At 68.0% G+C, this 24715-nt stretch carries 22 protein-coding genes, 2 tRNA genes, 3 pseudogenes and 1 other annotated feature; of the genes and pseudogenes, 13 read left to right on the plus strand and 14 right to left on the minus strand.

Features of this window, described 5'->3' with window-relative positions; translation table 11 throughout:
• The first annotated feature begins 41 nt into the window (after positions 1–41).
• Both CIK71_RS02065 and CIK71_RS02070 read left to right on the plus strand, forming a co-directional pair.
• Positions 42–413: a DUF3039 domain-containing protein gene (locus CIK71_RS02065; protein WP_096163520.1), complete on the plus strand. Its 372-nt coding sequence runs from the start codon at positions 42–44 to the stop codon at positions 411–413.
• Between the two features lie 277 nt (positions 414–690).
• Complete coding sequence (locus tag CIK71_RS02070; protein ID WP_465251277.1) at positions 691–2481, plus strand: DEAD/DEAH box helicase; 1791 nt, start codon at positions 691–693, stop codon at positions 2479–2481.
• Positions 2482–2557: 76 nt separating this feature from the next.
• Here the strand turns inward: CIK71_RS02070 and CIK71_RS02075 are convergent, their stop codons facing one another.
• Complete coding sequence (locus tag CIK71_RS02075) at positions 2558–3937, minus strand: nicotinate phosphoribosyltransferase (RefSeq protein WP_176485498.1); 1380 nt, start codon at positions 3935–3937, stop codon at positions 2558–2560.
• 123 nt (positions 3938–4060) lie between these two features.
• On the opposite strand from CIK71_RS02075, the gene clpS reads away from it, so the two are divergent.
• The 6 genes from clpS to rdgB all read left to right on the plus strand — a co-directional run bounded on the left by clpS (position 4061) and on the right by rdgB (position 8225).
• Positions 4061–4384 (plus strand): ATP-dependent Clp protease adapter ClpS, encoded by a 324-nt coding sequence (gene clpS, locus CIK71_RS02080; RefSeq protein WP_096163523.1) that lies wholly within the window; start codon positions 4061–4063, stop codon positions 4382–4384.
• Positions 4384–5016: a DUF2017 family protein gene (locus CIK71_RS02085; protein ID WP_096163524.1), complete on the plus strand. Its 633-nt coding sequence runs from the start codon at positions 4384–4386 to the stop codon at positions 5014–5016. Before clpS ends, CIK71_RS02085 begins: the two co-directional genes overlap by 1 nt.
• A gap of 90 nt (positions 5017–5106) precedes the next feature.
• Positions 5107–5919: a glutamate racemase gene (murI, locus tag CIK71_RS02090; protein ID WP_096163525.1), complete on the plus strand. Its 813-nt coding sequence runs from the start codon at positions 5107–5109 to the stop codon at positions 5917–5919.
• A complete protein-coding gene (locus CIK71_RS02095; protein ID WP_096163526.1) occupies positions 5916–6713 on the plus strand; it encodes an MBL fold metallo-hydrolase in 798 nt (265 codons plus the stop codon). Before murI ends, CIK71_RS02095 begins: the two co-directional genes overlap by 4 nt.
• A gap of 106 nt (positions 6714–6819) precedes the next feature.
• Entirely contained in the window at positions 6820–7578 is a 759-nt protein-coding gene (gene rph, locus CIK71_RS02100) for a ribonuclease PH (RefSeq protein WP_096163527.1), read from the plus strand.
• On the plus strand, positions 7575–8225 hold the full coding sequence (gene rdgB, locus CIK71_RS02105; RefSeq protein WP_096163528.1) for an RdgB/HAM1 family non-canonical purine NTP pyrophosphatase: 651 nt from the start codon (positions 7575–7577) through the stop codon (positions 8223–8225). Before rph ends, rdgB begins: the two co-directional genes overlap by 4 nt.
• Positions 8226–8424: 199 nt before the next feature.
• On the opposite strand, the gene CIK71_RS02110 is transcribed toward rdgB, so the two are convergent.
• The 3 genes from CIK71_RS02110 to CIK71_RS02120 all read right to left on the minus strand — a co-directional run bounded on the left by CIK71_RS02110 (position 8425) and on the right by CIK71_RS02120 (position 9772).
• Positions 8425–8967 carry an NUDIX hydrolase family protein gene (locus CIK71_RS02110; RefSeq protein ID WP_096163529.1) on the minus strand — a complete coding sequence of 181 codons (543 nt, stop codon included), beginning with the start codon at positions 8965–8967 and terminating at the stop codon, positions 8425–8427.
• Positions 8967–9659, minus strand: coding sequence for a histidine phosphatase family protein (locus tag CIK71_RS02115; RefSeq protein ID WP_096163530.1), 693 nt, complete (start codon positions 9657–9659; stop codon positions 8967–8969). Before CIK71_RS02115 ends, CIK71_RS02110 begins: the two co-directional genes overlap by 1 nt.
• Positions 9660–9689: 30 nt before the next feature.
• A tRNA-Leu gene (locus tag CIK71_RS02120) sits at positions 9690–9772 on the minus strand.
• A 143-nt stretch (positions 9773–9915) separates the two neighbouring features.
• Here CIK71_RS02120 and CIK71_RS02125 point away from each other — a divergent pair.
• Positions 9916–10671 carry an SDR family oxidoreductase gene (locus CIK71_RS02125; RefSeq protein WP_096163531.1) on the plus strand — a complete coding sequence of 252 codons (756 nt, stop codon included), beginning with the start codon at positions 9916–9918 and terminating at the stop codon, positions 10669–10671.
• Positions 10672–10815: 144 nt separating this feature from the next.
• Positions 10816–11295, plus strand: a complete 480-nt coding sequence (locus CIK71_RS02130) for a hypothetical protein (protein ID WP_096163532.1) — start codon at positions 10816–10818, stop codon at positions 11293–11295.
• A gap of 72 nt (positions 11296–11367) precedes the next feature.
• Here the strand turns inward: CIK71_RS02130 and CIK71_RS02135 are convergent, their stop codons facing one another.
• Entirely contained in the window at positions 11368–11793 is a 426-nt protein-coding gene (locus CIK71_RS02135) for a YchJ family protein (RefSeq protein ID WP_096163533.1), read from the minus strand.
• Between the two features lie 76 nt (positions 11794–11869).
• Positions 11870–12766, minus strand: a complete 897-nt coding sequence (locus CIK71_RS02140; RefSeq protein WP_096163534.1) for an NAD-dependent epimerase/dehydratase family protein — start codon at positions 12764–12766, stop codon at positions 11870–11872.
• Positions 12767–12953: 187 nt separating this feature from the next.
• Between CIK71_RS02140 and CIK71_RS02145 the strand changes: the two genes are divergently transcribed.
• Positions 12954–13027 (plus strand) — tRNA-Lys (locus CIK71_RS02145).
• Between the two features lie 242 nt (positions 13028–13269).
• Here CIK71_RS02145 and CIK71_RS02150 read toward each other — a convergent pair.
• The 6 genes and pseudogenes from CIK71_RS02150 to nrdI all read right to left on the minus strand — a co-directional run bounded on the left by CIK71_RS02150 (position 13270) and on the right by nrdI (position 20022).
• Positions 13270–14249: pseudogene (locus CIK71_RS02150) on the minus strand (IS110 family transposase).
• A 301-nt stretch (positions 14250–14550) separates the two neighbouring features.
• Positions 14551–15737, minus strand: a pseudogene (locus tag CIK71_RS02155) (ISL3 family transposase); the annotation flags it as partial.
• Positions 15738–15961: 224 nt separating this feature from the next.
• Complete coding sequence (locus tag CIK71_RS02160) at positions 15962–17380, minus strand: alanine--tRNA ligase-related protein (protein WP_096163535.1); 1419 nt, start codon at positions 17378–17380, stop codon at positions 15962–15964.
• Positions 17381–17926: 546 nt separating this feature from the next.
• Positions 17927–18499, minus strand: a complete 573-nt coding sequence (locus tag CIK71_RS02165) for an NADPH-dependent FMN reductase (RefSeq protein ID WP_096163536.1) — start codon at positions 18497–18499, stop codon at positions 17927–17929.
• A gap of 48 nt (positions 18500–18547) precedes the next feature.
• Positions 18548–19516 carry a ribonucleotide-diphosphate reductase subunit beta gene (locus CIK71_RS02170; protein WP_096163537.1) on the minus strand — a complete coding sequence of 323 codons (969 nt, stop codon included), beginning with the start codon at positions 19514–19516 and terminating at the stop codon, positions 18548–18550.
• Complete coding sequence (gene nrdI / locus CIK71_RS02175; RefSeq protein WP_377805590.1) at positions 19513–20022, minus strand: class Ib ribonucleoside-diphosphate reductase assembly flavoprotein NrdI; 510 nt, start codon at positions 20020–20022, stop codon at positions 19513–19515. Before nrdI ends, CIK71_RS02170 begins: the two co-directional genes overlap by 4 nt.
• Before the next feature lie 332 nt (positions 20023–20354).
• Here nrdI and CIK71_RS18240 point away from each other — a divergent pair, with 332 nt between their 5' ends.
• Entirely contained in the window at positions 20355–20591 is a 237-nt protein-coding gene (locus CIK71_RS18240) for a metal ABC transporter solute-binding protein, Zn/Mn family (protein WP_420807325.1), read from the plus strand.
• 66 nt (positions 20592–20657) lie between these two features.
• A complete protein-coding gene (locus tag CIK71_RS02185) occupies positions 20658–21944 on the plus strand; it encodes an ISL3 family transposase (protein ID WP_096163539.1) in 1287 nt (428 codons plus the stop codon).
• Positions 21945–22155: 211 nt separating this feature from the next.
• Here CIK71_RS02185 and CIK71_RS02190 read toward each other — a convergent pair.
• Positions 22156–23397 (minus strand): annotated as a pseudogene (locus tag CIK71_RS02190) (IS3 family transposase); the annotation flags it as partial.
• Positions 22976–23107: a sequence feature (AL1L pseudoknot), on the minus strand. (Overlaps the previous pseudogene by 132 nt.)
• 914 nt (positions 23398–24311) lie before the next feature.
• The coding region (locus tag CIK71_RS02200) for an integrase core domain-containing protein (protein WP_141393679.1) at positions 24312–24715 on the minus strand (404 nt) is incomplete at its 5' end.

Here is a 24715-nt window from a genome sequence, read left to right on the forward strand (position 1 = left end):
CCGCTAGGCTCACGGCAACGATCACGACAGAGGGAGCAGCCATGTCCTCCACCTCCGACCCGTCCCGGATGGACCCCTACAGCGACGACCCCGGTGCCGCCCCCGGCAGCACCGCGGTGCTCGATCGCCAGCTGCAGGAGCAGGAGCAGAGCACCGACGACGGCGACCACGATCGGTACGCCCATTACGTCCGCAAGGACAAGATCACCCAGGCCGCCCTCGGCGGCACCCCGGTGATCGCCCTGTGCGGCAAGGTCTGGGTGCCGGGCAGGGATCCGGAGAAGTATCCGGTGTGCCCGGAGTGCAAGGAGATCTACCAGGGCCTGCGCGAGCCGCAGGACGGCGACGGCGGCAAGGGCGGAGGCTCGGGCCGCGGCGGCGGATTCCGCGGCTTCTTCGGCGGTCGGCGCTGACCCCACGTCTCCGGGCCGCAGAGCGACCCGTTCGTCGTGCGGAGATGATCCAGGGTGGTCCGGGCTCGTGCCCGGGCCACCCTCTCGTCGTGCCCGCCTGCGCCGCCCCCGATGTGCTGGAGACCGCCGCGTGGGCTGGTCACGGCCTCGCGAGGGCAGGTCGCCGCCCTCGGCGGAGGGGGCACGACACGCGCGGGGGCTTCCTCACATCGGATCTGTCGGCGGGTCGTCGCACCGCAGCGGTACGGTGGTCCACGCCGTGAATACCACCCCCTCCCTGTTCTCCACGAACGATCCCCGTCAGCCCTCCGAGGCGGCCGCGCGATCGTTGCCGCCGGCCTACCCCGAACGTGCCGCCTGGGGCACCGTCCCCAAGCTGCGTGCCTGGCAGTCCGAGGCCCTCGAGCTGTACCGCAGCCGCGCACCGAAGGACTTCCTGGCCGTCGCGACCCCCGGCGCCGGCAAGACCACCTTCGCGCTGCAGATCGCGGCGTCCCTGCTCGCCGAGGGCACAGTCCGCCGGATCACCGTCGTCGCGCCCACCGAGCACCTGAAGACCCAGTGGGCCGATTCCGCGGCGCGCGTGGGCATCTCGCTGGACCCGAACTTCACGAACGCCCAGGGGACCCACGGTGCCCACTACCAGGGCGTCGCGCTGACCTACGCGCAGGTCGGCATGCACCCGGCGCTGCACCGAGCACGCACCGAGGCGGACCGCACGCTGGTGATCCTCGATGAGATCCACCACGCCGGTGACTCGCTGACCTGGGGCGACGGCGTGCGCGATGCCTTCGATCCGGCGGTGCGAAGGCTGTCGCTGACCGGCACCCCGTTCCGTTCCGACTCCTCCCAGATCCCCTTCGTGGTCTACGAGGAGGACGGCGAGGGCTTCTCCCGCTCGAAGGCCGACTACACCTACGGCTATGGCGAGGCGCTGCGCGACCACGTCGTGCGCCCCGTGCTGTTCATGACCTACTCGGGCCGCATGCACTGGCGCACCAAGACGGGGGACGAGGTCTCCGCGCAGCTCGGAGCGCTGGAGACCAAGGACATCACCCAGCAGGCGTGGCGCACCGCCCTGGACCCCGACGGCGAATGGATGCAGTCGGTGCTCTCGGCAGCGGATCGTCGCCTCACCGAGGTGCGGCGGCACGTGCCCGACGCCGGCGGCCTCGTGATCGCGACGGACCAGAAGGCGGCCCGCGCCTATGCCGCGACGCTGCAGCGGATCTGCGGGCAGGCGCCCACGGTGGTGCTCTCCGACGATGCCGGCTCGGGCCGGCGCATCGACGACTTCTCCGCCTCCGACGATCGCTGGATGGTCGCGGTGCGCATGGTGTCCGAGGGTGTCGACGTGCCCCGCCTGTCGGTCGGGGTCTACGCCACCTCGACCGCCACGCCCATGTTCTTCGCCCAGGCCGTGGGCCGCTTCGTGCGGTCGCGGACCCGCGGCGAGACCGCGAGCATCTTCCTGCCCACGGTGCCGATCCTCATGGCCCACGCCGCCGAGCTGGAGGCCGAGCGCGATCACGTGCTGGACCTGCGCCCGGCGACCGGGGACGAGGAGACGGGCCTGGACGAGAGCCTCCTGGAGGAGGCGAACCGCTCCGAGCAGGCCAGCGACCAGCTCGAGATGAGCTTCGAGGCGCTCGAATCCGAGGCGTCCTTCGACCGCGTGCTGTTCGACGGTGGCGAGTACGGCGCCGGCGGCATCGCGGGCAGCGAGGACGAGCAGGAGTTCCTGGGGATCCCCGGCTTGCTCGACGCCGATCAGATGCGCACGGTCCTCCAGCAGCAGCAGGCCCAGCAGCAGGCACGACGCCAGAAGAGCGGCGGCGCGGACAGCGCCCCGCCGACCGGCGTGGTGGATCACCGCAAGCTGATGGAGCTGCGCAAGGAGCTCAGCACCCTGGTCTCCGCGTGGGCCCGCAAGTCCGGCACCCCGCACGGATCCGTGCACAACACGCTGCGCAGCCGCAGCGGCGGCCCGGCGGTCGCGCAGGCCGACGCCGAGCAGATCCAGGAGCGGATCAGCATCGTGCGCGGCTGGTTCGTCGGCCGACGCTGAGCGCTCGCAGGCGACGCTGATCGCTCGCAGCCGACGCTGAGCGTTCGCGATCGCTCGCAGACTGATCGCTGCTCGGTCAGCGCAGGACGCGGGCCGCCTCGATGCCGTCGGTGACGGTCGGGATCGCGATCGGACCGTCGGGGCCGTCCTCGACGTCCAGCGCGAGCTCCGCGACCGAGGCCGCATGGCGCGCCCGCGCGGCCTCGACCTGCTGCGGTGCGCGCAGGGACTGCACGGGCTCACCGCCGCGGATCATCGGCACCTGCAGCGGCCGCAGGTTCGTGCGGCGCCACTCGGGGGAGGCCTCTGCGGAGATCAGCTCCGCGGTCAGCTCCCGCTCGAACTCGGCGATCTCGGCCTCGCCGGGCAGCACCAGCTCCGCATGGGCGCGGTCGCCGACGAGCATGCGGAAGGCACGTTTGCCGGCGCCGAGGGTGGCCTTGTCCTGGGACCGCTTGCCCACCGGGTGCATCTGCCCGTCGGCGCCCTCGCGCTCGACCAGCTTGTAGACGAAGCCGGGGGCGGGATGCCCGCCGCCGGTGACCAGGCGGGTCCCGATGCCGTAGCCGTCCAGCGGGGCCTGCGCGAGCTCCTCGACACGGAACTCGTCGAGATCGCCGGTGGCCGTGATCTTGGTGGAGGTCGCACCGAGGGAGTCGAGCAGGGCACGCACCCGGATGGACTGGGCACCGAGGTCCCCGGAGTCCAGGCGCACCGCGCCCAGCTCCGGCCCCGCGATCTCGACGGCCAGGCGCACGGCGGCGTCGACGTCGTAGGTGTCCACCAGCAGAGTGGTCCCCACCCCCTGCGAGGCGATCTGAGCACGGAACGCCTCCTCCTCGGAGTCGAACAGCAGGGTGAAGGCATGCGCGGAGGTGCCGGCGGCAGGGACCCGGTAATGGGCCCCGGCGGCGAGGTTCGAGGTGGACGCGAACCCCACGATGTAGGCGGCGCGGGCAGCGGCGATGGCGGCGTCCTCGTGGACGCGTCGCCCGCCCATCTCGATGCAGGGCCTGCCCCGAGCGGCGGTGATCATCCGCGATCCGACGGAGGCCACGCCGCTGTCGTGGTTGAGGATCGACAGGATGACCGTCTCCAGCATCACCGCGTCCTCGAAGGTGCCCTCGAGGCGCATCACGGGGGAGTTGGGGAAGAAGAGCTCGCCCTCCTCGTAGCCGTGCACGTCGCCGGTGAAGCGATAGTCGGCGAGGTGCGCGAGGGTCTCCTCGTCGAGCACGCCGGTGCGGCGCAGATAGCGCAGGTCGGCCTCGTCGAAGCGGAAGTCCGCGATGGCGTCGAGCACGCGCCCGGTGCCGGCGAGCACGCCGTAGCGGCGGCCCTCGGGGAGGGAGCGGGTGAACACCTCGAACACGCTGCGGCGCGAGGCGGTGCCCGCCTGGCGGGCAGCCTGGAGCATCGTCAGCTCGTAGAGGTCGGTGAGCAGGGCAGAAGTCACAGTGTCCACCGTAATGCGTGCCGGGCCGACCGGCTGACGGGGACGCCCCGTAGACTCGTCCGAGCCGCTTCCCGGCGGACGATCTCACGGACCGGGGCGCGGTGGAACAGAGAAGGAGCACGAATGCCGGTGGAGCAGCGGCGGGCCGGTTCCGGGACGAGCTCGCTGACAGACCTCGACCGCAGCACCCAGGTGGACGCCGAGACGGACGGTCCCTGGTGCACCGTCGTCTGGAACGACCCCGTGAACCTCATGAGCTATGTCGTGTTCGTCCTGCGCCGCCACTTCGGCTACTCCCGCCTCGTCGCCGAGCAGCTGATGATGCAGGTGCACGAGGAGGGCCGTGCGACGGTCTCGCGCGGCTCGCGCGAGCGGATGGAGACCGACGTGCAGGCGATGCATTCCTTCGGCCTGCAGGCGACCTTGGAGAGAGTGGGGGAGGGCTGATGGCGCACGCGTTCAGGCGTCGTGCCGACGGCAGCCTCGCCTGCCGGCTCGACAGCGAGGAGAAGGCGATCATCTCCCAGGTCGCGCAGGAGACGGCGGACCTCATCCGTGCTGACCTGGGCATCGACCGGGACCCGGAGGTGCTGCGCAAGGCCGCGGCGAGCGAGGATCCGCTGCGCCGCCTGGAGGCCGAGTTCGCCGGGCAGGACGCTCGCGAACCCGCCGACTCCGCCGTCAAGCGCCTGTTCCCCGCCGCGTCCGAGGACGAGACCCTGGCCGGCGAGTTCCGTCGCTTCGGCCAGCAGGAGCTCGCCGACGGCAAGCTCACCGACCTCACCGCCGTGATCTCGCTGCTGGACGCGAGCGGGCCGGGCCACGGCGAGGTGGTGCTGGACGACGAGCAGGCCCTGTCGATGCTCCGCGCGCTCAACGACGTGCGGATCGTCCTGGCGGACCGTCTGGATCTCCAGCGCGACGGCGATTTCGACACGGTGCGGATGCTGCAGCAGATCGGCGAGCGCGTGGAGGAGGCGAGCTCGGAGGACAGCGACCAGGTGGGCTCGGACATCGTCATCGCCGTGTACGAGCTGCTGTCCTGGCTGCAGGAGAGCCTGCTGCGGGCGCTCGACTGATCGTTGCCGTCCTGTGACCAGACTGTGAAACTGCACCCAGTGCGCGAGGCATCACTGCTCTTGAGCAGTAACGACACTAGCCTTGCCGAGATGAACAACGCGCCGATCGGGATCTTCGACTCCGGGGTGGGCGGGCTCACCGTCGCCCGAGCCATCCTCGACCAGCTGCCTCAGGAGGAGCTGGTCTACATCGGCGACACCGAGCACGGGCCGTACGGCCCACGGTCGATCGCCGAGGTGCGCTCCCTGACGCTGGACATCATGGACAACCTGGTCGAGCACGGCGTGAAGATGCTCGTCATCGCCTGCAACACCGCCTCCGCGGCTGTGCTGCGCGACGCCCGTGAGCGCTACGACGTGCCCGTCATCGAGGTCATCCAGCCGGCGGTGCGCCGCGCCGTGGCCTCGACCCGCAACCACAGGGTGGGCGTGATCGCCACCGAGGGCACGGTCACCTCACGCGCCTACGAGGACGCCTTCGCCGCCGCCCCCGAGCTGGACATCATCACTCAGGCCTGCCCGCGCTTCGTCGAGTTCGTCGAGAACGGGGTGACCACCGGCGAAGAGGTCATCGAGGTGGCCGAGAGGTATCTGGCCCCGGTGCGCGAGGCCGGCGTGGACACCCTGGTGCTCGGCTGCACCCACTACCCGATGCTCGCCGGCCCCATCAGCTATGTCATGGGTCCCGACGTCTCGCTGGTCTCCTCCGCCGAGGAGACCGCGCTGGACGTGTACCGCCAGCTGCGCGGCGCGTCCCTGCTGCGGGAGTCCTCGGACGCCCCGCGGCACGTCTTCGCGCAGACTGCCGAGGGGCCGGGCAGCGCCTCCTTCGTGCGCCTGTCGCGGCGGTTCCTGGGGCCGATGCTCGACATGACCGCGAGCCTGCCGGTGGTGACGTCATGAGGATCCACGTCATCGGCTGCAGCGGCAGCTTCGCCGGTCCCGGAGGCGCGGCCTCCAGCTACCTCCTCGAGCAGGAGGACGAGAACGGGCGCGTCTGGCGCGTGCTCATGGACCTCGGCTCCGGAGCGTTCGGACCGCTGCAGTCCGCCATCGATCCGGCCGACCTCGACGCCGTGCTGATCTCCCATCTGCACCCCGATCACTTCCTGGACCTCACCGGTCTCGAGGTCTTCTGGGCCTACCACGAGCGCGATGATCTGCCGCAGCTGCCGATCCACGCTCCCGAGCCCCTCCCGGAGCGGCTCTCGGCGGTGCTGGGCCGCAAGGGCCCGGTGCCCGACGGTGTGGACTGCGTGCCCTTCGACTACCACGTGCTCCGGGACCACCAGCAGTTCTCCATCGGACCGTTCGACATCCAGGTGCGCGAGGTGGTCCATCCCGTGGAGGCCTATGGCTTCCGCATCACCGCAGGCGGCGACGTGCTCGCCTACTCGGGGGACACCGACACCTGCCAGGCCCTGGACGATCTGGCCGTCGGAGCGGACCTTTTCCTGTGCGAGGCCGGATACATCGAAGGGCGCGACGACCGCTTCACCGGCGTGCACCTGACGGGTCTGCGGGCCGGTGAGGCCGCGGTCACCGCGCAGGCGGGCCGGGTGGTGCTCACTCATATCGCCGCGTGGACGGACCCGGCGGTGCCGCTGGCCGAAGCGCGCAGCGTGTACCCCGGTCCGCTGGAGCTCGCGACGCCCAAGGCCGTCTACGACACCAGCCGGTCGGAGTCCCCCTCCTGAACCGCTCTGTGTCCGGGGCCGGCAGGGCCCGGCTCGGGGCGCCGCCTCGCCGATCACGGCTATCCTCGATCAGTACGCCTGAGCGACACGGAGGAGAACCCGCTCGATGAGCACCCAGAACCCCACCCCGGCCGGCGACCGCGTCGACGGCCGCACCCCTGACCAGCTGCGTGACGTGCATATCACCCGCAACTGGCTCGACCATGCCGAGGGCAGCGCCCTCATCGAATTCGGTCGCACCCGCGTGCTGTGCGCGGCCAGCTTCACCGAGGGCGTCCCGCGGTGGAAGAAGGGCTCCGGCTCCGGCTGGGTCACCGCCGAGTACGCGATGCTGCCGCGCGCCACCAACACCCGTGGAGCCCGCGAGAGCGTCAAGGGCAAGATCGGCGGCCGCACCCACGAGATCTCCCGCCTGATCGGGCGTTCCCTGCGCGCGATCATCGACCTGGACGCGCTCGGTGAGAACACGATCCAGCTGGACTGCGACGTGCTGCAGGCCGACGGCGGCACCCGCACCGCCGCGATCACCGGCGCCTACGTGGCGCTGGCCGACGCGATCGCCTGGGGCAAGCAGCACGCCGCGGTGCCGGCGGCGAAGCAGGTCCTCACCGATTCCGTGAGCGCGATCAGCGTGGGCATCGTCGAGGGCCGGCCGCTGCTGGACCTCGAGTACCGCGAGGACGTCACGGCCCAGACCGACATGAACGTCGTGGTCACCGGATCAGGATCCTTCGTCGAAGTGCAGGGCACCGCCGAGGGTGCCCCCTTCGACCGCACCGAGCTCGGCGCTCTGCTGGATCTCGCCACCGGCGGCTGCGCAGAGCTCGCGCAGATCCAGCGCGACGTCCTCGCCGAGCAGCGATGAGCGCTGCCGACAGCACCGCCCGAGCCGACGTGCCCACCGGGGCACGCGTGATCCTCGCATCCCACAACGCCAAGAAGCTGCGGGAGCTGCAGCGGATCCTCGCCGCCGCGGTGCCGGGTCTCGACCCCGAGCAGGTGATCTCCTCCGCCGGGATCTCCCTGCCCGACGTCGTCGAGGACCAGGTCACCTTCGACGGCAATTCGCTGCTGAAGGCGCGCTCCGCCGCGAAGGCGACGGGCCTGCTCGCCGTCGCCGACGATTCCGGCCTGGCGGTGGACGTGCTGGGAGGGGCCCCGGGGATCTTCTCGGCCCGCTGGAGCGGCCGGCACGGGGACGACGAGGCCAACAACGACCTGCTGCTCGCCCAGCTCGGCGACATCGCCGACGAGCATCGTGGTGCACGCTTCGTCTGCGCCGCGGCCCTGGTGGCGCCCGACGGCACCGAGGTGGTCGAGCGCGGCGAGATGGTGGGGCGGCTGCTGCATGAGCGGCACGGCGAAGGAGGGTTCGGGTACGACCCGCTGTTCCTCCCCGACGGCCAGACACGCAGCGCCGGTGAGCTCGCTCCCGAGGAGAAGGACGCGATCTCCCATCGTGGCAAGGCCTTCCGGGCCCTCGCGCAGCACGTGGCGCGGCTCCTCGGCTGACCCGACCGCGACGCCTGCCCCTCGGCGAGCGTCCTGTCGTCCCGCCGACGAGGTGCGGTGAGGCCCTGCGGCCGCTCACCGTCACCCTCGCCGTCGGACCCTGAACTGTCGAGCCCCTGAACTGTCGACTCGGGCAATGAGCGAGCGCCCCTGACCCGTCGTGGGTCAGGGGCGCTCGTCGTCGGACGCAGGAGCCGTCTCAGGCAGCGCCCACGTGCGCGAGCGCCCGACGCACGATGAGATCGTGGCCGCCGCTCATCTCGTCCAGCGGCGTGAACTCCTGCTGCAGTTCGTCGATGCCGAACCAGGTCAGCTCCAGAGCATCCTCCTGCGGCGCGGTCTCCCCGTCGACGGGGACCACATAGGCCATCGAGATCGCATGCTGGCGCGGGTCGTGGAAGGGGGAGATGCCGGGCGTCGGGAAGTATTCCGCGACGGTGAACGGCACCGGGGAGACCGGGATGCGCGGCATCGCCATCGGCCCCAGATCCTTCTCGATGTGGCGGGAGATCGCCTCGCGGATCGTCTCGTGGATCATGATCCGCCCGGAGACGATGGCGCGCACGATCTGCCCGCTGCCGGACGCCCGGAGCAGGAGCCCCACTTCGACGACGGCACCATCGACATCGGTGCGCACCGGCACGATGTCGAGGTAGGGGATGGGCAGGTGGCGACGCAGCTGGGCGATGTGCTCCGGCTCGAACCAGGAACCCTCGGCGTCGACGGCGGTGCGGTTGGACATCAGGAGACCTCCTCGTCGGGTCCGGTCAGGTCGCTGTCCTCACCAGGGGCGGCCGCCACGACCTGCGACGGTGCCAGCTGGGACTTCTCCACATGGAAGCGCGGGTTCTGCTCGCGGGTGGCGACCTTCACGGCATGGTCGACCTCCTCGCCCGCGATCATCCGGACGCGCCAGGTCGTGTCCTCGAGCTCGACCAGCGACAGCGTCGCGTTGGGGATCGAGGGCAGCGGCTGCTCGATGATCCCCGAGAGGATGAAGCGGATCAGGGTGCCGTGCGCGACCACCAGGACCTTCTGCCCCGGGTAGCGCTCCTCGAGCGCCTCGAGTCCGTCGTAGCCACGATCGGCCACCGCCTGATGATCCTCACGGCCGGGAAAGGAGCGCTCGGGATACCGCTGCTCCATCTCCTCCACGGCCTGTCCCTCGGCGATGCCCCAGTCGATCTCCACGAATCGCGGATCGGTGCCGCCGAAGGGGATGTCGTGGTCCTCGCCGATGATCCGGCCCGTCTGCTCGGCCCGCTTCAGCGGTGAGGTGACGATCACGTCCCAGTCCACCGGCGGCAGCTGAGCGAACGCAGCATGCGCCTGGGCGATCCCGGTCGCATTCAGCGGGATGTCCGAGGACCCCTGGAAGCGGTTCTGCAGGTTGTAGTCCGTCTGCCCATGGCGGACGAGCCCGAACAGGGTCATGGAGCGTCTCCTCATCGCGGGGGTGATACGTGCGCGAGAAGGGACTCGAACCCTCACGCCCTGGGGGCACTGGAACCTAAATCCAGCGCGTCTACCGATTCCGCCACTCGCGCGCCCGCCCAGCCTATCGGGCCGCAGGGCATGCTCCGGTAGGCTGATGTCCCTGGTGGCGCGACGCACCCGGCCCGACGCGGGCGGTGCATGCGCCCGCCCCTGACATCGACACCACGAACCCCCCGCAGCACAGGAGACCTTCATGAGCGCCCTCGAAGGCAAGACCGCCGTCGTCACCGGATCCTCCCGAGGAGTCGGTGCGTCCACCGCGAAGCTGCTCGCCGAGCAGGGCGCGAACGTCGTGATCAACTACCGACAGAAGGCTCCCCGCGCGAACAAGGTCGTCGCCGAGATCGAGGCCGCCGGCGGCAAGGCCCTCGCGGTCGGCGCCGACCTCACGGTCCCGGACGACGTGCGGGGCCTCATCCAGGCCGCGATCGACACCTTCGGCAGCCTGGACCTGCTGGTCCTGAACGCCTCCGGCGGGATGGAGGCGGATCTCGGCGAGGACTATGCGATGCGCCTGAACCGTGATGCACAGTCCGACGCCCTGACCGCAGGGCTGGAGCACCTGTCGGTCGGCGGCCGCGTGGTGTTCGTGACCAGCCACCAGGCGCACTTCATCGACCAGGTCGAGACCATGCCCGAGTACGAGCAGGTCGCCCGGTCCAAGCGGGCCGGCGAGGATGCGCTCACCGAGCGTCTCGGCGAGATGTCCGAGAAGGGCATCTCCTTCGTGGTCGTCTCGGGCGACATGATCGAGGGCACCGTCACCGCGACCCTGCTGAACCGTGCCCGTCCCGGCGCGCTCGAGGAGCGCCGCGAGGCCGCTGGCAAGCTCTACTCGGTCGACGAGTTCGCCGCCGAGGTGGCCGCTATGGCCACGGCCGACGTGCCGACCGGGCACGTCGAGCTGGTGGGCGGCGCCGACGACTTCCTGTCGCGCACGCAGGGCTGAACCGGTCGGCCCGCCTGTGAGGGCGGGCCGCGCCGACGGCCCGAGGGTCCACGGAACGGACCAGAACGGTCGAGGAGGCGAAGCGGATCGCCTGCTCGCGATACGATCAGCGTGATCAAGCCCTGACGACACCCGGAGGCAGTGGTGGCCAAGAAGAACAGCCTGGACGACATGCGCGACGAGGCCTACCGACGCCAGGACAACCTGGCGTCGGACATCGACGAGCTGGTCGATCGCGTGAACCCGAAGAATGCGGTGACCCGCTGGAAGAACGAGCTCGTCGGTTCGGTGAAGGGTTTTTCCGAAGCCGGTGACGAGAAGTCCTCCCCGGTGCCGCTGACAGCGGTCGTGGGAGGCGTCATCGGCGTGGTCGTGCTCGGAGCAGGCATCGCCGTCGCGGTCGCTGCCTCCCGGCGCGAGCCCACTCGGGGTGAGAAGCTCGCGAAGACCATGCGCGAGGCGCGCCGGTCCACCGAGCGCTCGGCGAAGAAGAGCGCGAAGTCCCTGAAGAACTCCTCCCTGCCCCGCTCGAAGGATGCCGAGAAGTACGCGGCAGAGCTCGGCTCGATCCTGCAGGATGCGGCCAAGAACGCGGAGAAGAAGGTCGCGGCGTCCGGCCGCTGATCTCGCAGGCCTCCCAACGGACGGCCTTGACGCCCGACGGACGCCCCCGTGCCTATTGCCCGGGGGCGTCCCTCATTCCTGTGCGCTGACGTACAGCCACGCACCACCCTCCCGCACGAAGCGTGAGGTCTCGTGCTGTCGGTGCCGACCCTCGGGCGTGCGCGCGATCGCCAGGAACTCGACCGTGCCCTCGTCATCGAAGGGGCCGCCGTCAGAGGTGGAGAGGATCTCCAGGCGCAGCCAGCGAGTGCCGTCCGTGAGGGAGGCGTCGAGCTCTTCGCGCGGGGGCCTCTCCTGCGGATGCCAGGACCGCAGCAGATGTTCGACGTCCCGCACGGCGAAGGCCGTGTACCGCGAGCGCATGAGCGCTTCAGCGGTCGCGGCGCGGCGCTCCTGGCGCAGCACCGGCCCGCAGCAGGCGCCGTAGACGTCGCCCAGGCCGCAGGGGCAGCGGGAGCCGTCGGAAGGGGGAGCGGGTACAGAGGTCGCAGACGTCATGGCATCAGTATCCCGGGCTCTGCGCCGCGGCCCCCATGATCATGCCGGGGGCGTGCCGGGCACGGGCCGTACGAGGTCAGCGGCGGGACCAGCCCGGCGTCGACGGGCCGACCGTCGGCCGCCATCCGGTCTCGGACATGAAGCGCACCGAGGAGACGCGCAGCGATCGACGCTGGGTGTCCAGTCGGGTGCCGACGATCGCCTGGGTGATCTCCGGATAGAACTTCGCAGGGTGCTCGACACCGGCCTCCGCGGCCAGATCCTTCGCCCAGCGGGCCTTGGTGATCGGCTCGCCCCCGACGTTGTAGAAGCCGCTGTCCGCGCGCAGAGCCGCCACGAAGGCCCGGCCCGCGTCGGTGTGGTGCAGCAGCGTCACATAGTTCTCGGGCTTGCCCAGCAGGATGGGATCGCCCGAGCGCGTGGCCTTCAGCGCATGGGTGGTGTGCTGGTCGCGGCCGAAGAGCTGGCCCAGGCGCAGGATCACGGAGCTGCGACCGGCCGCGGCGAAGTCCACGGCGGCACGCATCTCGGCGACGCGTGGGCGGAACGCCTGGTTGCGCACGCTGAGCGGCTGGTCCTCGCCGATCCAGTCCGTCCCGTTGTCCGGGTACAGGTAGATCGTGGACTCCTGGATCAGCTTGCGCACGTTCGCGTCGGCCGCGGCGCGGGCGATGGCGACGGAGGCCTCGAGGTGGAGCTTGTCGTCCTCGCGCCAGGACAGCGGGCGCAGGCCCGCCATGCCGACGGGGACATGGGCGAGGGTGTTGATGACGACCTCGTACCCGCGGAAGGCGCGGGCCAGATCGGTGCGGTCGAAGACGTCCGCCACGACGGCTCGGCCGCCGCGACCCTCGATGATCGGGACCCCGGAATCGCGTCGGGTGATGCCGGTGACCTCGTGGCCGGCGGCGACGAGCGCCTCGACGGCTTCCTGGCCGAGCACACCTGTGGCACCGGTGACCGCGATCCTCACCCTGACCTCCTTCGCCGACGATCCGTGGACCCTCGCGCGTCGACCTTCCTGAACACGTCGAGTCTATGTGATCGCGAGGCCCGCCCCGGTCCGAAGCCGCGATACGGGAGCTGCTGTCGGCTCGCTCACAGAGAGTGCTCTCGAGTTGGCAGGTCGGTGCCCGAGGGGTAAAGTTCTTTTTTGTTCGGCGCCATTAGCTCAGTTGGTTAGAGCAGCTGACTCTTAATCAGCGGGTCCGGGGTTCGAGTCCCTGATGGCGCACCGACAGTCGAAGCCCCACCGGTCAACCGGTGGGGCTTCTTCGCGTCCCGGAACGTTCCGGAGCGGGAGGCGCGGGTTAAGTGCCAAAGCGCGTGTATCGGGCTCATCGCATTTAAAGGTGTAGCAGTGGCCTGAATCCTCCGGTGTCGAGAAGCGAGCGGATGATGTAGTGGGTGAGGGTGTGGAAGCCGAGGGCGGTGCCGCGGAGGTGCTCGAGGCGGCCGTTGAATCTCCTATGTTTGTCAAGCGGTGAGTCGGGCACGGGCTGCGGTGGTGAGGTGACGGTAGATCTCGCGGGCGGGGTAGCGCTTCAGGCAGCGGCGAATTTCGCGGAGGGTGCGTCCTTCAGCAGTGCGGCGCTCGACGTAGGCGCGAGTTCTTGGGTCCATGCGCATGCGAGCGACGATGGCCATGTGGAGGGCGCGGTTCAGACGGCGGTCACCGCCGCGGTTGATGCGGTGCCGCACGGTGTTGCCCGAGGACGCGGGGATCGGGCTGGCGCCGGCGAGTCTGGCGAACGCAGCCTCGGATCTGATCCGACCCAGATGCGACCAGGACGTCAACGCGATGGCGGCGGTGACCGGGCCGATGCCGGGCTGGTCGAGCAGGCCACCAGCGGGGCTCTGGCGAACAAGGTCTGTGATGCGCTTGGTGATGTCCTTGAGCTCCTTGTCGAGCGCGGCGACTCGTTTAGCGAGCCTGGTGGCCTCGCCGCGTGCGGTCGCTGTGGCGAGGGCTTCATCGCGGGCTCGCCATGCGGCAGTTGCGTCGATTTGGGCCTGGGTGAGCGGGCGGCGAGCAGCACCTTGACAGCCGCGCGGACGCCGTCGTCAGCGCGCGGTTCGCGCAGCTGCGTCTCGTGCAGCGGGAGGGCTGCGGCAGCGATACGGCGTGCATCGAGCGGGTCAGACTTGCCGATCGTGCGGTTCGCGCGGGCGTTCATCCGCGGAGCCTCGACGACCGTGTATCCGGTGTCCGCGGCTACTGCGCGCAGACGAGCACCGTAGGTACCGGTGCCCTCGATCGCCCAGAGCACAGTGACGTCACCGCCGGTGCGGTGCCCGGCCCACGACACGGCCCGAGACAGGCCTGCGGCGGTGTCTGGAAACTGGGCCTCATCAACGATCTCGCCGGTCGGGCAAGCGAGAATTGAGACGGCGTGGTTGCGGGCGCGGGTGTCCACGCCGATGACGAATGGACGAGCATGCGCGACGATAGCCATGGCGATCGACGCTCCCCTCCGCGAGACGGACATGGTCACGGTCGCTGAACGGCCGGCGCCGGTCCGGGAAGAGGTCACTTCGGGGCGAATCTGTGATGGGCCACGACCCGAGGGTCGGGCAGTCTCCTGATGAGGTCACCGAGATGGGCTGGACGGCGCCGGCCGGGCCGCACCGAGCGGACAATTCAACGGGAAGACACCGCAAGCTGCGGGCCAATTGCTTCGAGAGTCACACCCGGTTCGACACGACCGGTATCCATCCTGACCAGCCGATCCCAGATCAGCCAGAGCCAGACTCACAGATCGCTTCGGTGGGTCCGTTGCTGGTGCCGGGCCGGTCGAAGTAGGCCAGCACGTCCTCGGCCCGGCGTTTCAGGGTGCGGCCGAGGGTGATGACCTCGGTCAGCGAGGGAGGGACGTCGCCGGCGAGGTCCGTGATCGCGCCGGCGAGTTGCTGCTTCGCGGCGGCGCGGTCGGGGTTGCGGTAGGCCTGGACGATCCGCTGGAAGATGCCACAGGTGGGGTGACCGTGGCGTGCTCATCGGCGGCGAACACGCTGTTCAGGCGGTCGCATTGACGGCTTGTGAGGAGCTCTGCACCGGTGCGGAGGGTTCGGCGGATCCCGTAGAGAGGATCCCCAGAACGGCCGCGGTGCCCGCGGGTGACCTGCTGGATCCGCTGCCGGCACTGGTCCAGTGCATCACCTGCCAGGGCCACAACGTGGAAAGGATCCATCACCGCGACGGCCTGCGGGATCTCTTTCGCAGCGGCGGTTTTGAATCCGGTGAACCCGTCCATCGCGACCGTCTCGATCCGGTCCCGGAAGACGGGCTTCTGCTCCTGGAGCCAGGTCTTGAAGACCTTCTTCGAGCGGCCCGGGACCATGTCCAGCAGCCTCGAGGGGCCGGTGCCATCGCGGATCGGAGTGAGGTCGATGATCACGGTGACGTACTTGCTGCCGCCACTGGTGTGCGACCAGACGTGCTCATCGACGCCGATCACTCGGACTCCGTGAAGCCGGGCAGGATCATTGATCAGCAGCTCGGAGCCGGCGTCGAGGACAGCGTCGTTCACGGTATGCCAGGCAGTGCCGAGGTTCTCGGCGACCCGGGAGGTCGACATCCGGTCGATGACCACGCTCTTGAACGCCCAGTAGATCGCGGCCCGGGAGAGCTTCTCCCGGGCCGCTGCAGTTTTCGACGTGTCCTGCCGCCATATGGTGCAGCAGTCAACGCAGCGATAGCGCCGCACCCCAACCGGCAGCAGAGTTGGCCGCCAGCCCAGTGGAGTGTGCACGATCGTCCTGGTCACTGTGCCACGAGGAACACCCGCCTGGCCACAGCGATGGCACCACTGGTCATCCTCGAGGACCCGACACTCCAGGACCGCCGTGCCGGGCTCGATGCGCTGACCGGTGACTGTGAGCCCCAGCCCGTCCAGGCCGCAGAAGGCATCGAGGGCAGGGCTCGAGAAGGTAGCGTTGAACATGTCGAGGTCTTCCAGATGGCGAGCGTCATAACTTCCATCATCGGGAGACCTCGACACATATCCCCGCACCGACGCGCCCACCCCGCCACCGGCCGCTACACCCTCACCTGCGAAAAGCCCGTTTCGGGCATATTCCGATTCTCTTTCGCGAGACTCGGAACGGAACCCAGGGCGCTTCATCCGGGCCGACCACAACAAACACCTACAGCCTGTTCAACGCCGATTTACCGAGTGTGGCCGGGGTGCGTGATGGTAGGGCGGGAGCGGGCGCGCTGCTGCTGCATGATCCGGCCAAATTCGTCACACCAGCTAGGAGACAGGATGTATCCGTTCCGGAGGCTTTCCTCCACAGTGAGTTCGGTGGGGAACCCGAAAGTGTCGTACAGGGTGAATACGTCTGCCCCGGTCATCCCTGCAGGGCCTCGCCGGTGCAGTTCCTCCAGGCCTTTGCGGAGGGTGCGCCGGAATGAGCGTTCTTCTTTCTCGAGCACCGTCACGATTGTCTCGTACTGCTCGTCGAGCTCCGGGTAGTCGCGGGTGTAGAGGGCGGTGATCACCGGGATCGTGGTGGGTAGGAAGCTGCCCTGGATGCCAAGATCCTGTGCGTACCGGATCGCCCGGCGCATCAGGCGGCGCAGCACATACCCGCGTTCCTTGTTCCCCGGCCGCACCCCGTCCACGGTCATGAACACCGCCGCACGCAGGTGGTCGGCGATGACGCGCATGCTCGCCGTCTTGTCCTGGTAAGAGCGGCCGCTGAGCTTCTCCAGGTGGTTGATTATAGGGCGCAGCACACTGACCTGGAACACGTCAGGGTCGTTGTTCGCGGCCGCGGCGATCCTTTCCAGGCCGCCGCCAAAATCCACGTTGCGGTGAGTCAGCGGGGTGAAGGAGCCGCCGGGTTGGCGCTGATATTGCATGAACACCTGGTTACCGATCTCCATGAACCGGCCGCTTTCGCTAGCCGGATGTGCGAGACCATAGGTCGGGTTGTGGTGCTCGGGTCCGAAGTCGTAGAACACTTCGCTGTCCGGTCCGCATGGGTCCCCGATCGGGGTGCCAGCCAGCCCTCTGCCACGACTCCACCAGTTCTCCTCATCACCGTAGAAGAAGATCCGCTCGCCCGCCTGTATGCCACGGGCGTCCCCGTCGGCTTGGCTGCCGATCACCGCGACCTGGGCATCGATGCCGTGTTCGGCGAACACCTGCTGCCAGATCTGCACCACCTCATCATCCCGCGGGATGCCCGCCTGCGCGTCGCCGGCGAACGCGGTCACATACAAACGATGCGGGTCCAACCCAACGATGCGGGTGAGGAAGTCGAAGAACCAGCGGATCTGCTCAGTTTTGAAGTAGTCGCCGAGGCTCCAGTTGCCGAGCATTTCGAAGAATGTCGTGTGACGGTTGTCGCCCACATCCTCGATGTCCTGCGCCCGCACCGCTGGTTGACTATCCGCCAACCGCATCCCGTCCTGGTGCGGCGCCCCCAGAAGGTATGGCATCAACGGTTGCATGCCGCTTCCGGTGAACAGGGTGGTGTCATCCCGCTCCGGGATCAGGCCGGCGCGGGGGATAAGGGTATGACCGCGTTCCTCGAAGTAATGCAGGTAGGCGGTGCGGATCTGGTCTGTTTTCAAAGGCATGAGCGGTGTCGTCCTGAAGTGAGTGAGGGGGGAGGCTGCTCGGCGCAACGGGTGTTTTCAGCGGTTTGCCCGATCCTGCCCGCGCCAAGCGTCGCTGGAGTCGATCTTGGGGGCGGGTTCGGGCTGGGATCCGTATCGTCGCCCGCTACTGTGCCTACGCTCGTCGTGGAAGTGGCATCTGCAAGCTAATAGAGCGGGACCGGTTCGGGAAGGGGGCCGGCGGCGGTGACAGTGCGGCCCTAGAGGGCGCGGCACGACTGCTGGGCCCCGATTCCGCCCCATGATCATTGTCGTTGCCGAGTGGGTCGGTTGGCAAGAAATCGAGCGCGTCCGCCCCTGGATGGCGTTCTCACCCGCGGCCAGCGGCAAGCCGAAGTAGGGGTCGTTGCATCGTCAACGTACATGTTCACTCTTCCGATAGCGTTGGGGATGCTGATCGTCACGTCAAAACTGACCACAAGGAAAAGGGAATTAATCCAGGTCGGGGAGAGTCGAATCCGCCCCGGGGACAGTGCGTGCTGGCGCATCCCGGGTCGGCCTCCTCGTTCAGTCGCGCGGATGGGCGTCGACGAGCTGGGTGAACCGATGCACGTAGTCGCGGAGGAATCCGATGGTCTTCTCGGCGGTGATGTCCCCGTTCTCATCGATCAGGGCCGGGGATCGGCCGAGGAAGACTTCGGGTTGCCCGGGTGTGGGCATGTCGAAGTAAGACAGGGCCAGCCGAAGGTTCTTCTGCGAGCTGTACCCGCCCATGCGTCCGACCGAGTGGCTGATGATCCCTGCAGGGAGGTTCTTCCAGGCGACATCGCCGTTGGGCTTGGAGCCGATGTCGATGGCGTTTTTCAGGCAGGCTGGGATGGTGCGGTTGTTCTCCGGCGTGACGAACAAGACTCCTTCGGAGGCTTTGATGGCCTCTCGGTACTGCATGTATTCCGGCGGGGTGGGTTTGTCAGTGACCTCGGGGTCGTCGTAGTCGAAGTCATAGAGAGGAAGGTCGCGGATCTCAACGATGTGTGCGTTGTAGCCTTCGGGAAAGTAGCCGATAACGTTGTGGGCGATTTTTCGTGCAAAGGAGCCGCGGCGCAGGCTGCCTACGAGGACGGAGATGTTCTTGCTCAAGGGGCTGTTCTCTTTCTATGAGGCGTATATGTGGGAGTGGCGGTTGGGTTAAAAGTCCCAGTCGTCGTCGCTGGTGTGCTCGGCCTTGCCGATGACGTATGACGACCCGCTTCTGCTGAAGAGGCCGTGGTTCTCGTCGGCGCTGGGAGCCAGAGCGGCGAGGCTCTCCGGCCTCACCGCCGTCTCGTCGCCGTTGAATCGCGCCGGGTAGCCGAGGTTCATGACGTCCTTGCTCGCGTTGTAGCGCACGAAGACTGCGACATCCTCCATGCGGCGGAGGGACTCGTGGGGCTCTCCGAGTAGGCAGCACATGAAATCTTGCATCTTGTCGCGACGCCCGGAATGGGCCTCCAGTCCGCGCTCGTACTTGTAACCCGAGTAGTAGCCGTGGACAGCTTCGTCGCCCAGGATGAGCCGGATCATGTCGGCGGTGTTGGTCAGGAAGGCGCGCACGGAGAGGTGCAACGGCAGATAGACGCCGGCGTAGAGCTGCAGGCTGTAGGGCAGGGTGGAAAAGACCTTCCGCTTCGGAGGGTCGGGTCCGTAGTAGTACTGGAGCACCTTCTTGCATCGTTGCTGAAGCAGATCGTTGCTGACCGCCCACTGGTAAGGCTCGTCGACCTCCCGGGTTCTGGTCAGGGTCGAGAACACGGAAGGGTGCGGGCGTGCATGGACGGACTGCATGAAGTAGACCGCCTCCTCGTGCTTTGTCCGGGCCCCCTGGATCTGGCAGATCTCCCCGACGGCTGCCTGCACGGTGTCCAGCATGGCGAGCCCGGTGAGCGCTCGCATGGTCAGGGTGCGCTCGTGCGGGGCAAGTGCCTGCCATTCCTGGTCGTCGCTGGATAGTGGGACCGTTTCGCGTGGCCAGAAGTGCGCGGTTAGCTGGCTCCACATCTCGAGGACTTTGTCATCGCTGATGCGGTTCCAGTGGGTCGGCCGCAGCCGAGCCGTGGGGTCGTGGCGGTATCCGGTTGGGGTGATGGACGCCGCGAGTGCCGGTACGGCGGTGGTCATGCTGTCCTCCTGTGTTTATTCGGCACGCGATCGGGCCCGCCTGTCCTCTTCCAGGAGAGATCGAGGTCTGCGTTCACCCGATCGACGTCGCACTGGGTGCCCACCAGATCGAACCTGTACAGGTCTGGGACGCCGCACTTGCGCGAGATGACGGGGTCGGCAAGGCAGTAGTGCTCGCCGAAGTTGGTGTTGCCCGCGGTCATGCCTCCGCGCGCCAGGGTCCGGTTGGTGGGGGCGTTGAGGAAGGCGATGATCCGTTTGGGAACGGCCCCGGCTTGCTCGCGCCCGCCGTAAGTCGGGACCACCGGTGCGAATGGTCGGCATGCGCGGATCTTTCCGTCCTGACGTGGGCGTAATGGGATCCTCGTCGCCGGTCTCCCGAGCCGCTGTGCGAAGCGAAGCGTGTTCGCCGAGGTGCTGAAGAAGAACGCCAGGTCTGCCGAGTCCTGTCGCGTCAGCACGCGTGTCTCGAACCTAGGTGTTGCACGTTTGATGGTCGTCTTCACCGCCCGCTACTTCGTTGTCGTTGTGTGCGGGGCAGCCCGGAGCTACCAGATGTCGGGTCTAAGTAGCTCCGTGGTGCCACATGTGGCGATATCAGGTCCGCCGACCGTCAAGTGTACGTCATGTCGAGGTCGTAGATTCGCAGTGCCGAACCATAAAGTTCGTCGAGCCGAACTTAGTCACGCACGTGGTCGTGAGAGGAGGTAGGTCGCCGAGGCGCGTGCGAGGGCGATGGAGTGCTGCGCTCGGCGTAGCCGCAGTGGGCGCAGCGCTGCTGCTCACCGGATGCTCCGGTGGATCCGGAGCGAGTTCCACGAACGGGGAGAAGCCTGTGGTGCTGACGACGTTCACCGTGTTGGAGGACATCGCGGAGAACGTTGCCGGCGATCATCCCGTGGTGGAGTCGATGACGGAGCCGGGCGCGGAGGTCCATGGGCACGAGCCGACGCCGGGAGGCATCCGGAAGGCCTCGGAAGCCGGCCCGATCCTGGACTACGGCTTGAACCTTGAGGCGTGGTTCGGTGGCTCTTCGCGGCTCGTGGTGAAGGAGAGCGTCGCGTCGCTGGCGTAGAACGGCCCGTGGTCCTGCTGTGATGGGTGTTGTCTAGACATCCACATTCCAGAGGACCACGAGCCTGTGCACGAGAATACTGGTTCGCAGCGAGATGCTGCGAGCACGATCTTCAACCTGCCCAACTACCGCGTCACAGACGCGGTCGACCTGCTCGACGGAGGTCGGCGGGTGGTGATCGCCTCGACCGTCCCGCCCGGATGTCCGTCGTGCGGGGTGCTCGCGATCAAGGTCCACTCCCGCCGGTCACAGCAGGTGCGAGACGTCCCCGTGGCCGGGGCTGTGGAGGTGGTGTGGGCCAAGCGGCGCTGGTTCTGTCTCGAGCCGGCCTGCGCCCGGCGCACGTTCTGGGAAGCGACCGACCAGGTCCCGCACCGTGCGCGCTCGACGACCCGGTTGTGGGATCAGGTTGTCTCCGCAGTGATCACCTCGGGCCGGGCAGCCTCAGAAGTCGCCCGGGCTCATGGCGTCTCGTGGTGGCTGGTCCAGGCCGCGCTGGCGGCTGCCGCAGTGGTCCTGCCTGACGTCGACGACGTGCCAGTAACGCGCCTGGGCATCGATGAGCACCGCTACCGGTCGGTGCGCTGGTTCCGCACCGACGAAGGTGCCTGGAAACGGTTCGAGCCATGGATGACGACGCTGGTCGACCTCGCCACCGGGCAGGTCCTCGGCATCGTCGACGGCCGGGACTCCACCGCCGTCGGCCACTGGCTCGCCCAGCGATCTGACGCCTGGCGGGAGCGGATAGAGATCGTCGCGATCGATCCCTCGGCCGCTTTCCGTAAAGCACTGCGGACCTACCTGCCCCGCGCCGCGGTCTCGGTCGACAAGTTCCACCTCGTGAAGCTCGGAAACGACGTGGTCACCACCGTTCGTCAGCGCCTCGCCCGCGCTCACCACGGTCGTCGGGGCCGGAAGGACGACCCGGCCTGGGCGCACCGGATGCTGCTGCTGTGTGGAGCTGACACCCTCACCCCGAAAGCGTGGAACCGGCTGGAGACGGTGTTCCGCACCGATGACCCCACCGACGAGCTCTCCGCTGCCTGGGGCATCAAGGAGCAGCTCCGCCGTCTGTTGGCCACCGACACCCTCGCCCAGGCCTGGGACGAACGGATGCGGATGGGCTACTTCGCCCAGATCGCGAACATGCCCGAGGCGACCAAGCTCTATGACACGATCGTGACCTGGTGGGACGCGATCGAGGTCCTCGTCGTCACCGGCGCGATCACCGCCCGCGTCGAGGCCGCGAACACCGGCATCAAGAACATCAAACGCACCGGCCGCGGATTCCGAAACCCGGAGAACTACCGGATGCGTATCCTGCTGGCCAGCGCCGCGAGAACCGTAGCGTGAATACCCGCCACAGCAGGGTCATTCACCACGAACCGCGAAGAGCCGGTTCGGTGAGGAGATCGATGCACCCCACCGTGGTCTCCGAGGGATCGACGCCATCGACATCACTTGGGGGCCTACGCAGGCGTGAACCGACCCGCATGCCTGGATGAGCCCGAAGTGAACCGCCCTGGGTTTCCCGGAGGGTTGGTGGTTGCGCGGCCTCCGGGACGGGGACCACGGTCTTAGCCTGCCGGTGGGTCTGCTCGAACTCAAGGGGCGGCAGGTGTCCGACGGCGGAGTGCAGCTGGTGGTGGTTGTGCCAGCGGACCCATGCGGAGACCTGCCACTCGACCTCGGCCCGGCTCTTCCAGATCGGGCCGCCGTCGTGGATCGCTTCGGTCTTGAACAGTCGGATGGTGGACTCGCACAGCGCGTTGTGCAGCGCGTCGCCGACAGTGCCGATCGAGCCGGCGATGCCGGCCACGGCGAGCTCCGCGGTCACGGCCAGCGAGGTGTACTGGCTGAGCGCCGGCGTCGCTGTGATAGGCCAGCTTGCCGACTTCCCAGTAGGCGCCGTTGCGATGGCGGGTGTCGATGGCCTGCCGCAGCGCGTCGGTGACAAGGAACGTGCGCATGCTGGTAGCGACCCGCCAGCCCAGTATTCGGCGGGAGAAGGCGTCCACGACGAAGGCGACGTAGACGAACCCCGCCAGCGTCCAGACGTACGAGAAATCCGCTACCCACAGCTGGTCCGGGCCGGTGAGGGCGTCCCAGCTCCGCTGGACCAGGTTGGGATGCCGAGCCGCCTTTTCCTCGCGCCGGGTGGTGCGCGTAGTGTGCCGGCCGCGGACGACGCCGGCGATGCCCATCAGCCGGTCGACCTGGACCCGCCCGAGCTCGAGTCCCTGGCGGCGGGCTGCGTGCCACAGCTTGCGCACCCCGTAGGCGCTCCAGATCTCCCGATGCAAGGTGACCAGTAAGTTTGCTAGGTAAGTGTCCTCCAGCTCCGCGGAAGTGACTGGCATCGAGCGGCGAGCGTAGTAGGTCGACGGCGCGATGCTGATGCCGTGCTCGGACAGCACGGCGCAGATCGGCTCGGCGCCGAACCTGGCCCAGTAGGTGTCGATGAAGGTCACGATTACTTGAGTCGGCGGTCGAGCTCTGCCTGCGCGAAAAACGCGGGTGCGGTCTTTAGGATCTCATTATCCCGTTCGAGCTCCGCGCCCCTCTTCTTCAACGCCCGCACCTCCTCGCTATCAGACGATCGGGGCGATGCGGCCGGGGCACGGGTGCCCTCTTCTCGCTCCAGGTCTTCGATCCAGTTGCGCAGCGTGGCAGGGTTGAGGTCCAGCAGCGAGCCGACGTGCCGTCTCGCGCTGAGCTCGGACTCTGTTCCTTCTGCGAGCCGTTCGCGATACATCCGCACCGCCCGCTTGCGGAACTCCTGGTCGTACTTCCGTGGTGCTGCCATGACAACGCTCTCCCTCGCTAGATCAGCGCCCTCCGGGAGCCCCCGGGCGGTTCAATACGTGCCGAGAGCCGTTTCCACCCTCGCTTCTCCGTCCATGACCTGGACGAATTTGGCCGAATCGAAGACCGCACGACGCCATCGGCAACGTCCGAATGCTTTCGATCGCGGTGACGGGGATGGGGGCCCGCACGAGCGGTGTGTCGGTTCCCTGCGCCTCGCCTTCTTCTACATTCGGCTCATGTCTGGTTTGCCTTGCCATTCATTCGCGTTGTTGTAAGGGTGGTGTCCGTTCGGGTGCGTAGCGCAGGCCGTGTCCGAATCGGAAGGTTGGGCTTTGAGTGTCGAACGGGGTGTCTTCACGGCTGTTCTCGACGGCGGTGGTCGAGGAGGGCAGGTCGAATGGGGGCTCCGTGGGGTGAGGCTTGTCCGAAGACGATGTCGAGGAATGCGGTGTCGTCGCTTCCGTAACTGGCTAGTACGGCGGCGGCGTTGTGGATGATGTCGGGGATGATCGCGGGGCGGTCGAGGTAGATGTCGACGATGGTGGGCAGCTGCGTGTAGAGGTGAGCTTGGCATGCGCGTTCTTCCGGGTTCTATTCGAGCGGGCCGGCGTGGAACATGGTCTCGAATCCGCCTGGGCGGGGCTCGGAGGGTGCTTTGAGGCGGATGAGAGCGATGTCGGCATCGGCGGGGTCGGCGGGGTCGGCGACGATGGTGCCGTATGCGGCGGCGAGGTGCGGGTCGACTCCTTCGAGGTAGATGCGCCCGGCCGGGGGTGAGGGGGAGGATGTTGTCGCGGTTGGTCAGGAGCGTGTAGGAGCGGCGCTGAGCGTCAGCGCCTTCTGCGGTGAAGGCTGCGTTTCCTACGATGTCCTGCGCACGGTCGGGGTCGACGAAGCGGTGGTCGAAGAGGCCTAGATGTAGTTGGTCATGACGTTGTCGACGCCGGTGTGGAGGCGTGAGGCCGGGGGCTGGTCGCCGCAGGCGGTGTGGGGGCGATGGTAGTCATAGTGATGGACCCAGACCGCGATGGCCTCTCGCCGTTCGTTCTCGGAGGCGTAGGCGCGGGCGTAGAGGCACTCGTCGGTAAGGATCCGCTGGTAGCGCTCGATCTTCCCGTTGTGGCGAGGCGTGTAGATCCTCGTGCGCTGGTGACGGCCGATGAACGCGCAGGTCGAACGGCGGAATGCCTTCGAGGTGTAGTTGCTGCCGTTGTCCGTGATCAGGCGGGTGATCCTGGTGATGTTGTGGGCAGCGAAGAACACCAGTGCGCGGTGAAAGAACGCGATGGTGGTGGCGGCTTTCTCGTCCTCGAGCG

Origin of the sequence: Brachybacterium alimentarium (assembly GCF_002332425.1) — a bacterium.
Taxonomy (GTDB): Bacteria; Actinomycetota; Actinomycetes; order Actinomycetales; family Dermabacteraceae; genus Brachybacterium; species Brachybacterium alimentarium.